This window comes from Acidovorax sp. (assembly GCF_016783915.1).
In the GTDB taxonomy this organism is placed as follows: Bacteria; Pseudomonadota; Gammaproteobacteria; order Burkholderiales; family Burkholderiaceae_C; genus Acidovorax.
Genome location: NZ_JADHVT010000161.1, coordinates 1 through 9,928 on the forward strand (window position 1 = coordinate 1; position 9,928 = coordinate 9,928).

Consider the following 9,928-nt stretch of genomic DNA (forward strand, 5'->3'; position numbering starts at 1 on the left):
AGCACCAGCACGGGGGTGCGGTCGCCGCGCGCACGGGCGCTGCGCAGGGCGGTGAGGCCGCTGCCCAGGCCACTGCGCGCGTGGGCAGCGTGGGGCAGGTTCAGGTCCAGCAGCACAGCGTCGAAAGCCTGTACGGCCCACCAGTGCTGGGCTTCTTCGACGGTATGGGCCAGCTCGACACGGTAGCCCGCGTTTTCGAGGCCCTGGGCCATGGTGCGGCTGAGCACCGGGTCGTCTTCCACCAGGAGGAGGCGCATGGGGGTCGGGGTTCTACGTGAAATTACGCATGGCCAAGATCAGCCTGCGATCAGGTTCGATGGAGATAGTCTGCCCGTCAGCATACCCCAGCCCTGCGCGCCGTTTGCACCGCCGGATGGGGTCGTCCAGCCTATCAGGAGACAACCTTTACATGATCAACCGCAATCTACTCAGAGGCTTTGCCCTCATGGCTCTGGCGCTGGGCTTTGGCCTGCCGTCCATGAGCTATTCGCTGGGGACGCTCGGCCGCGCAGGGCCGGGCATGTTCCCGTTCATCGTCAGCTGCATGCTGTTTGTGATCGGGGTCATCACCGTGGTGCGCGCGCGCCTGGTGGCACCGGTGCCCATGGACTTTCAGGTGCGCAACATCGCCATCATTCTGGGCAGCCTGTGTGGCTTTGCGGCGCTGTCGCACTTTGTGAACATGATCGCGGGCATCGTGTTTCTGGTGTTCTGCTCGGGGTTTGCAGGTACGTCGTACTCGTGGAAGCGCAACCTGAAGATCGCTGCGGTGCTGGTCGGCATTGCGTTTGCATTCCAAAAGCTGCTGGGCGTGAGCCTGCCGCTGTACTGAGGTCGCCGCCATGGAAGTCTTGAATAACCTCGCGTTTGGGTTCAGCCACGCGCTGACGCTGCAGAACTTGATGTTCTGCGCCCTGGGCTGCACGGTGGGCACCCTGGTGGGCTTGCTGCCGGGCCTGGGCCCGCTGGCCACCATCAGCCTGCTGCTGCCGCTGACCTATTCCATCGACACCACCGGCGCACTCATCATGCTGGCCGGCATCTACTACGGCGCGCAATACGGCGACAGCGTGAGCGCCATCACCATGAAGATCCCGCATGCGAGCAGTATCGTGGCGTGTATCGACGGGTATGCGATGACGCTGAAAGGGAAAACGGGGCTGGCCCTGTTCACCGCCGGGTTCTCCAGCTTCATCGGGGGCACGGTGGCCATTGTGGTGCTGGCGTTCCTGGCGCCCAGCCTGGGCGAGGTGGCCTTTCTGTTTGGCCCTGCCGACTACTGCGCGCTGATGCTGGTGGGTTTTGTGTGCGTGAGCTTTGTGACCACGGGCAGCCTGCTCAATGGCCTGGCCATGTGCATGGTGGGCGTGCTGCTGGGCTCCATCGGTACCGACGTGAACAGCGGCCTGGCCCGCTTCACCTGGGACGCTCCGTTCCTGGCCGACGGCGTGGGCATTGTGAGCATTGCGCTGGGCTGCTTCGGCATTGCAGAGATCGCCAAGAACCTCGACTCGCGTGAAGAGCGCTCGCCCTTCAACGGCAAGATCAAGCTCATGCCCACCTGGCCGGAGTTCAAGCGCATCATCCCCAGCGCCCTGCGTGGCAGCGTGGTGGGCTCCATCCTGGGCATCCTGCCCGGCGGCGGCCCCGTGATCGCCCAGTTTGCGGCCTATGCGCTGGACAAGAAGGTCAGCAAGTACCGCCACGAGATCGGCACCGGCTGCATCGAAGGCGTGGCTGGCCAGGCTGCAGCGGACGAAGCGGCTGCACGCACCAGCTTCATCCCGCTGATGAGCATCGGTATCCCCGAGAACGCCGTGATGGCGCTGATGATGGCCGCGTTCATCATCAAGGGCATCCAGCCCGGCCCCAACATGATTGCCGGCCACCCCGAACTCTTCTGGGGTCTGGTCGCCAGCATGTGGATTGGCAACTGCTTCCTGCTGGTGCTGAACGTGCCGCTGGTGCGCTACTGGCTGTCGGTGTTCAAGATTCCGTACAACGTGTTGTTCCCCGCGATCTTGTTCTTCTGCTGCATTGGCACCTACAGCATCAACAACAACCTGGACGACGTGTTCATCACCGTAGCGTTTGGTGCGCTGGGCTACCTGTTCATGCGGCTGGAGATGGACCCCTCGCCGCTGATGCTGGGCTTCATCCTGGGCCCCATGCTGGAAGAGAACTTCCGCCGATCCATGCTGCTGTCGCGCGGTAGTTTTGAGGTGTTCATCAACCGTCCTATCAGCGGCACGCTGATCAGCCTGATCGCCGCATTCGTCTTGTGGCAAACGGTGGCGTTTTTCCGCCAGCGTGGCAAGGCCAAAGAGCTGGTGGTGACGGAGCCCGTTGCATCCTGAAGATTGACTCTCTGTGTGCCGCTTTGGCGGCCTTTGCAAGGCCGGTCCCCAACGGGTGACCGGCCTTTTTTTGTGGGTCACCCCACCTTCCACCACGGGGGCAGCAGCGCACGCACCTGCGTCTGCGCAAACCGGTCGTCCATCAGGTGCACCACGCCCTCGTCGCTGGGCGTGCGAATCACGCGGCCAGCAGCCTGCACCACCTTTTGCAGGCCGGGGTAGAGGTAGGTGTAGTCGTAGCCCGCGCCAAACAGCGTCTGCATGCGCTCGCGGATCTGCTCGTTGACGGGGTTGACCTGCGGCAGGCCCAGCGTGGCCAGAAAGGCGCCAATCAACCGCTTGCCCGGCAGGTCGATGCCCTCGGCAAACGCGCCACCCAGCACTGCAAAGGCGATGCCCTGGCTGCTGTCGGTAAAGCGCGCCAGAAAATCGCGCTGCTCGCCCTCCAGCATGCGGCGCGACTGGCACCAGTGCGGCACGTCGGGGTGTTGCTGCGCAAACAATGCGGCAGCCTGCTGCAGGTAGTCATAGCTGCTGAAAAACGCCAGGTAGTTGCCGGGCCGCTCGCGAAACTGCTGCGCCATCAGCGTGGCGATGGGTGCTAGCGACGCCGCGCGGTGCGGGTAGCGCGTGGAAATGTGGCGCGCCACCTGCACCTGCAGCTGTTGCGCGGCAAAGGGCGATTCCACATCCACCCACATGTGGCCTTCGGGCAGGCCCAGCAGGTCGGCGTAGTAGCGCGAGGGCTGCAGCGTGGCCGAAAACAAGGTGCTGGTGTGTGCCGCTGCGAGGCGGGGTTGCAGAAAGGGCGCGGGCACCACGTTGCGGATGCAGACCACGGAATCGCCGGGTTTGGAGGACCGCTGGTGGTGGGCGGCAGAAGCCTGGGTGATGTCCACCGTCGAATGCGCATCGAGCAGGTCGGCCATGCGCTGCAGGTGCAGGGCATCGAAGTAGAACGTTTGCAGCGCGCCGTCTGGCTCCGTGGGGTGATCAGTAAAGTGTTCGGTGAGCGTAGTGGTGCACTGCTGCAGCGCGGCCAGCAGCTTGTCGGGGAAGGTTTCGAGCACCGTGTACGTGGCCGGGTGCGCCTTGTCCAGCGCCACCCAGGCGCGGCGCACCTTGTCCAGCGCCTTCTTCACCGGCGCGTGCTGCGCAGCGGTGGGGCTGCTGCGGGCCTGGGCCAAGGCGGCGGGGTGCAGCTCGGCGGTGAACATCTTGCGGCCGCGCTCCACCAGGTTGTGCGCCTCGTCCACCAGCAGCGCCGTGCGCCACTGGTTGGCCTGGGCCAGGCCGTGCAGCAGCCCGCCCAGGTCAAAGTAATAGTTGTAGTCGCCCACCACCACATCAGCCCAGCGGGCCAGTTCCTGGCTCAGGTAGTAGGGGCAGACCTCGTGCTGCAGGGCCACGTCGCGCACGCGGGTTTGTTGCAAGGCGGGGGCGGGTTCGCCTGTGCTGGTGGCGGCCACCGCAGCAGCGCGTGCAGCAGGCAGCCGGTCGTAAAAGCCCCGTGCCAGCGGGCAGGATTCACCGTGGCAGGCCTTGTCCGGGTGTTCACAGGCCTTGTCGCGCGCCACCAGCTCCAGCACGCGCAGGGGCAGCGCCTGTGCGCTGTCGGCCAGGCGCGCCAGCGCATCCAGCGCCATCTGCCGCCCCGAGGTTTTGGCGGCCAGAAAGAACACCTTGTCGATGTGCTGCGCAGGCGCAGCCTTGAGCAGTGGGAACAGCGTGCCCATGGTCTTGCCAATGCCCGTGGTCGCCTGGGCCAGCAGGCAGCGGCCCGCCACTGCCGTCTTGTACACGGCCTCGGCCAGCGGGCGCTGGCCGATGCGAAAGTCGCCAAAGGGAAACGCCAAGGTGGTCAGTGCCGCATCGCGTGCGGCACGGTGGGCCACCTGCTGTTCGGCCCAGGCAATGAAGCGCTGGCACTGGGCCTCGAAGTGCTGGCGCAGGTCGTCGGCGTTGCAGTGTTCGGTGAACACCGTCTCTTGCTGCGTGCCCACGTCCAGATACACCAGCGCCACGTCGATGTGCGCTAGCTGCTCCTGCTCGCACAGCAGCCAGCCATACACCTTGGCCTGCGCCCAGTGCAGGTGGCGGTGCGATGCGGGTTGGCGGTCCAGCCGCCCTTTGAAGGTCTTGACCTCGTCGATGCGCTGCTGCGCGGGGTCGTAGCCATCGGCCCGGCCGCGCACGCGCAGGCTTTGGTAACTGCCGCTCAGTGCCACCTCGGCGCGGTAGCCCGCACCCCGGCGCGACGCTGCCACCGCATGGCCCGCCATGCCCTCCAGCGCGGTAGGCGCAGGCGTAAAGCGCAGGTCCAGGTCGCCTTGCTTGGCGGTGAACTCGCACAGCTCGCGCACCGCCACGCTATAGGTCATGGCGGGGTGGTCGGGGTGTCGGTGGCGGGAGGAGCAGGCTCGCCCAAATGGGTCTGAGCCATGTCGTCATCGCTGCGCAGCGGCGTGGCCTTGCACAGCGCCATCCACACAGAAAAGGGCAGGGTGCAGCGGTTGTGCCGCGCGGGGCGCAGCAGCTCAAAGCGCCCGTCATCTACGCTGCCGTGCAATACCCAAATGCCGAAGTGCTCGGGGATCTCTTCGGGCTCGGCTATGCCCGCCGGGAAGACGTAGTAGCACTCCTCGCACAACCACTGGTAGGCCTGCCGCTTGGCGTCGTGCCGCAGGTCCGACAGCAGGTCGGCCCGGCTGGCCTTCACCTCATGCACCATGGGCTGCAGATAGGCTGGTACTGAGGTATTGCGCACCGAGAACAGATCGGGCCGGGCCATGCGCCACACGTTGGCTGCGGCGCGGGCAGCGGGGGCGTGGTCATCGTCTGCCCACAGCGGAGCCATCGCGGGGGCGGTGTTGGCGGGCGCATCGGCTGTGACCGCAGGCGGCGCCACCTCCCCCATCGGCACGGTGTCGATCACCGCGCGCAGTGACAGCTCGGTCCATACGATGCGCCCCGAAGCCAGCAACTGCGCTGCAAACTTCTGCCCCAGCCGGTCGTGCAGGCTCAGCGCACGCACGCCGCGCTGGCGGGCTTGCGCCAGGGTGCGGATGCCTTGGTCGGTGAGGCGCAGGGTTTCGCAACCATCGGCCGCAATGTGCAGACTGATGAGGCCCGCAGCCAACAGGTCAATCTCCAGCCCATCCTTGCACGGCCACCCCGCCGAGCGCCAGATCTGCATCAGGCGCGTGCGGTGAAAGCGGGTGATCGGGGTGGAGGGCGGGGAGTCCGAAGTGGGGGAGGGCAGCGCCGTCATGGCGGGGTGGGTGGGCTGGCGTGGCACTGATTTTAATCACAGTGTCTGGCAGGTGCTGCTTTTTGGATGAGAGGACAGAGGGAGCAGAGAAATTTGGGTCAAATTGGCCCCTGCCGCTCTATGAATAAGCGCTAGCAGCTATTGAAATAGGAGCGTTCTCGCTACGACATTCCGAGAGGGAAGAAATGAGTCTTCCGGGGCTTGAATGAGGATGCACTTGTCCAGCGTGAGGCTAACAATCGGAAGTTGTCATTTGACGGTCTATGCAGCTGGCAAATTGAATGCGGCTTCGAGAGGCTGCAACGCAGCGGCTGGAGTCGTTCGGCCCTTCGCCTGGTAGCGCCAGTCAAGGCCACCTACCGGTCGTTGAACCGCCCGAACGAATGCGGTGCGACCGACCGGTCTCGAGAGTGCTGCGGCCCTTCGCTAGGGACGGCGCCGCGCCATAGGTCATCAGTGCGTCTAGACTTCGGGTTTCGGCAAGGAGCGAACCATCGACAGATGGCCATCAAGCTGTCGCTGCTTGATGCCAAATCGTTGGAATCGGAAGACCTTAGTAAGTATGGTCGTCGATCACTCGTTTGACCGTCTGCAATGCGTCGCGAAGCGAGTCCAGCCCTACGGATCCAAGAGCCAGGCGCAGCGCATGCGGCACCTGGGAGGTGGTCGCGAAGGGCTCTGCCGTGGGCACTGAAATGCGATCGGACATGAGCGCCATTGCCACCCTGTCGGCACGAACCTCTTCTGGCAAAGGGAGCCAGACGAAGTATGACGCCGGATGACGGACACATCGCAGTCCAGTGAGACCCCTGTGGGCGCAGAGCGGCTACTCCCCAATGACGGGTGTGTAAGTAGTGTAAGGGGAAGAACTGGTCAGCAAACTGTCGCCTCAATCAGCTCCTGGCCGGTTGCGCAGCACCTGGCCGTCTCTATGTAGGAGTCATTGAAATCGGCCACCGAGGCCTTGCAGCAGTGGTGGCCGCTGACGACCATCTCAGATCTCCGTCTGCTCGGAAATTTCGAGGGCATCGTCGACCTCGATGCCCAGGTATCTCACTGTCGACTCCAACTTGGAGTGGCCGAGCAGAAGTTGCACGGCTCGGAGGTTCTTGGTACGTCGATAGATCAGCGTCGCCTTGGTCCTTCGCATCGAATGGGTTCCATACTCGGAACGATCCAGACCAAGTTCATTTACCCAGTGTCCGAGGATCCGGGCGTACTGCCGAGTTCCCAGGTGGGGCGAATCGTGGAGCCTGCTCGGGAAAAGAAAGTCATCAGATTTCAATGCCGCCTGCTTGATCCAAGCCTGCAAGGCCTCCCTGGTGACTGCCGTGATCTCGAACTGAACCGGACGCTTGGTCTTGTGCTGCATGACGATGGCTCTCGTGGCCACCTGGTCACCATGGGACACATCACGCACCTTGAGTGCAACGAGGTCACATCCGCGAAGCTTGCTGTCTATGCCGAGGTTGAAGAGTGCGAGTTCGCGGACCCGGCCTTCCATCTGGAGACGCACGCGCAGGGCCCAGATGTCCTTCACCTTGAAGGGCGCCTTTTGACCGACGATCTTGCCTTTGTTCCACGGCTCGTGATGAACAGTAATGCCCGAGGTTTCCATGATGGTCTCCCATCTAGTTGAGGGTCCCAAAGCATGCGCTTGTGAAGCACAAAAATATTGCGCTGTGTCAAGTCAGGAAAGCGCACTCGACCGATACGGGTGACTGCAAACTAGTGGGGCGGCCAACCAGCGCTTTCGGCCAGTTACGTTCATTCAGAAAGCCCAGGGCTCAACTTGAGAACGGCGGTCCTAATAGATCTGCCCTTCGCCACTAGCCAGAAGCAGAGTTGCCCTGATTGGGGTAGTACCACCATCTGCCTTTGCGCCCCCCTTGGGCTTTCGAACTGGCGCAGCAGAAGCCGCAGCGCGCTCAGCCGGGGAGCATCTTCCACGCTGTATGGGCCGATCGCGGCGCGTTGCGCACTGGCGCTCGACGACGTCAGGCCGCCGGTGCCACCGTCGAATGTCGCCGCGAGGACGGCTACGTCCTGGCTCCAGTAGCTAGCGTCTCGCGATGCATCGTTCATTGGGGGCCTTTTGCATCAGGTGCGGGGCATGCGGGAGGGCCGCGTTATCCCACGGCGGTTCCGAACACCGCACCGATTCCGGCCGTCAATGCCATGGCGAGCGCGCCCCAGAAGGTGACGCGCAGAGTCGCCTTCATCACGTTCGCGCCGCCCGCCCGGGCGCCGACGGCTCCAAGGAGCGCGAGAAACAGAAGTGAAGCGACCGATACGCCCACCACCAGCGTGTCTTGCGGCATCAGCAGAACCATCGCCAACGGCATTGCCGCCCCGACCGCGAATGTCGCAGCCGAGGTCAGCGCAGCCTGGAGAGGACGCGCCGCCGTCACCTCGGAGATGCCCAGTTCGTCGCGTGCATGGGCGCCAATCGCATCCTTGGACATCAGCTGATCGGCCACCTGGTGCGCGAGTGGGGGTGAGACGCCTCGGTCGATGTAGATCCGCGCCAATTCTTCCCGTTCGAGAGCGGGTTGGATGGAGAGCTCGGCCCGCTCGCGCGCTAGGTCGGCCTGTTCGGTGTCGGATTGCGAGCTGACGGACACATATTCGCCTGCCGCCATCGACATCGCGCCCGCGACGAGACCCGCAACACCAGCCACCAGCACCTCGGATGTCGCGGCTGACGCCATCGCCACGCCGACGATCAGGCTCGCGGTGGAGACGATACCGTCATTGGCGCCTAACACCGCCGCGCGCAGCCAGCCAATACGCGAGACGAGATGGGATTCGGGATGGGTGTGAAGGCGCGACATGTCAGCTCCCGAGAATGAAGAGTAAAAGTTCTACGCTCACATCTTGCTCGCGCTGCGATCGCTGGAGCAAGGAAAGCCAGAAACAGTCGGTAGCTAAAGGCGAAAACGAGGGAACGTCGAGCTCCTCCACTGCGCCCCTCAGCGGCTCTTGGCCTGTACTGGATGTGACGTTCTTTACACAATGCCATCAAGTGAGAAGGGATCTCCTTGATGCACATCATCTCGTTCGACACATCACGCCGCGATACTTATGGAAGCGCACCGATCCGCTTGATCTTTGGTTTCTCCCAGCCACTGGGCGTTTGGGCGATGCACTGCATATGCACCCGCGTGGCTTTAGCCACGGGCTCACGCATCCCGCCGCTTTTGTGATCGGCAAATCTTTTTGAGAAGGCGACCCACGATGAAACACGCTTTCACTCTGCGCTATGGCTTGCCGGCCATGTCGCTGGGCTCGGCTGCCCTGCCGACCCTTGCCGATGACGATTGCAATGCGCCCATGGATCGCTGGCAGTCGCGAGAAGCGGTGTGGCAGGTGGCAACCCGGGAGAGCTGGCAGATCCAGTCACCAAACCCCAAGAAGAAACATCACGAAATTCAAACCTCTTCTCACCCTCTTGGCCACCGCCTACACAGATGGTCTCCTTTTTCCAAATCCTACCCATCGAGAATTCCATGAAACACACCACCCAAGCGCTGCTGTTGACCGCCTGCTGCACCCTTCTGCTGAGCGCATGCGGCAAGACAGAGACCGCCAGCCCAATGCAAGCCCCGCCGGCAAGCGCAGCCGACAACGTTTCAGATGTGGACGTCACGACCCATGTCAACTCTGCGCTGAAAAGCGAACCGAATCTTGCTGGCCAGGACATTGTCGTTGTCACCACTAAGGGCGATATTCGACTCACGGGTGTGGTGGAAAGCCAAGAACAGATCGACACAGCCATCAGCGCTGCGCGGGCCGCTGAAGGCGCCCACACCATTCACAACGAGTTGACTGTCAAGCAGTGAGGCATTGACCCAGTCAAGTGCTTCAGCGGGCCGTCATCTGGGCAGAAAGAAAAAAATGCCTCGCGGCCGCTGGGTGAGTGCCCCGTCGGTTGTATCTGAGAACGTGATCTATCTTGGACCGATGAACAGCACATGAATACGCCTTTCAGCAAGCGTTCAAGGTGGGCTTTCCACAATGGCATGAACCGGAGCCTCCCATGAAACATCTCTCCTCTCTGCGCCTTGGCTTGCTGGCCATGTCACTGGGCATGGCTGCCCTGCCGACACTTGCCGATGACGATTGCAATGCGCCGCTGGATCGCTGGCAGTCGCGAGAAGCCGTGCGGCAGATGGCAGCCCGGGAGGGCTGGCAGATCCAGCGCCTGAAGATTGATGACGGCTGCTACGAGATTCGAGGTATTGACGCGCAGGGCCGTACCTTCAAGGCCAAGATCGACCCGGAAACCCTGAAGGTATTG

At 63.1% G+C, this 9,928-nt stretch carries 11 protein-coding genes and 1 pseudogene; 5 read left to right on the forward strand and 7 right to left on the reverse strand.

Going from position 1 to position 9,928, the window contains the following annotated elements; all coding sequences use genetic code 11:
* On the reverse strand, positions 1–257 hold a 257-nt coding region (locus ISS20_RS20845), incomplete at its 3' end, for a response regulator (protein WP_291439179.1).
* A 152-nt stretch (positions 258–409) separates the two neighbouring features.
* Between ISS20_RS20845 and ISS20_RS20850 the strand changes: the two genes are divergently transcribed.
* The gene (locus ISS20_RS20850) at positions 410–832 is read left to right on the forward strand and encodes a tripartite tricarboxylate transporter TctB family protein (RefSeq protein WP_056067517.1); all 423 of its coding nucleotides are present in this window, start codon (positions 410–412) and stop codon (positions 830–832) included.
* Between the two features lie 10 nt (positions 833–842).
* Positions 843–2,357, forward strand: a complete 1,515-nt coding sequence (locus tag ISS20_RS20855) for a tripartite tricarboxylate transporter permease (RefSeq protein WP_056744313.1) — start codon at positions 843–845, stop codon at positions 2,355–2,357.
* 77 nt (positions 2,358–2,434) lie between these two features.
* Here the strand turns inward: ISS20_RS20855 and ISS20_RS20860 are convergent, their stop codons facing one another.
* From ISS20_RS20860 to ISS20_RS20880, 6 genes and pseudogenes are all read right to left on the reverse strand, one after another.
* Positions 2,435–4,738 (reverse strand): ATP-dependent DNA helicase, encoded by a 2,304-nt coding sequence (locus ISS20_RS20860; protein ID WP_291439183.1) that lies wholly within the window; start codon positions 4,736–4,738, stop codon positions 2,435–2,437.
* Entirely contained in the window at positions 4,735–5,628 is an 894-nt protein-coding gene (locus tag ISS20_RS20865) for a hypothetical protein (protein ID WP_291439185.1), read from the reverse strand. Before ISS20_RS20865 ends, ISS20_RS20860 begins: the two co-directional genes overlap by 4 nt.
* Before the next feature lie 553 nt (positions 5,629–6,181).
* Positions 6,182–6,427: pseudogene (locus ISS20_RS20870) on the reverse strand (PLP-dependent aminotransferase family protein); the annotation flags it as partial.
* Positions 6,428–6,622: 195 nt separating this feature from the next.
* On the reverse strand, positions 6,623–7,246 hold the full coding sequence (locus ISS20_RS20875; RefSeq protein WP_291439187.1) for a tyrosine-type recombinase/integrase: 624 nt from the start codon (positions 7,244–7,246) through the stop codon (positions 6,623–6,625).
* Between the two features lie 149 nt (positions 7,247–7,395).
* Positions 7,396–7,713, reverse strand: coding sequence for a cation-transporting P-type ATPase (locus tag ISS20_RS23690; RefSeq protein WP_366828618.1), 318 nt, complete (start codon positions 7,711–7,713; stop codon positions 7,396–7,398).
* Positions 7,714–7,757: 44 nt separating this feature from the next.
* A complete protein-coding gene (locus ISS20_RS20880) occupies positions 7,758–8,462 on the reverse strand; it encodes a VIT family protein (protein WP_291439189.1) in 705 nt (234 codons plus the stop codon).
* Positions 8,463–8,865: 403 nt separating this feature from the next.
* Here ISS20_RS20880 and ISS20_RS20885 point away from each other — a divergent pair, with 403 nt between their 5' ends.
* The 3 genes from ISS20_RS20885 to ISS20_RS20895 form a co-directional block, all read left to right on the forward strand.
* Positions 8,866–9,141, forward strand: coding sequence for a PepSY domain-containing protein (locus tag ISS20_RS20885; RefSeq protein WP_291439191.1), 276 nt, complete (start codon positions 8,866–8,868; stop codon positions 9,139–9,141).
* On the forward strand, positions 9,138–9,470 hold the full coding sequence (locus ISS20_RS20890) for a BON domain-containing protein (RefSeq protein ID WP_291439193.1): 333 nt from the start codon (positions 9,138–9,140) through the stop codon (positions 9,468–9,470). The genes ISS20_RS20885 and ISS20_RS20890 overlap by 4 nt, the downstream gene beginning before the upstream one ends.
* A 197-nt stretch (positions 9,471–9,667) precedes the next feature.
* Positions 9,668–9,928, forward strand: a 261-nt coding sequence (locus tag ISS20_RS20895; RefSeq protein ID WP_291439195.1) for a PepSY domain-containing protein, incomplete at its 3' end; no start/stop codon positions are given.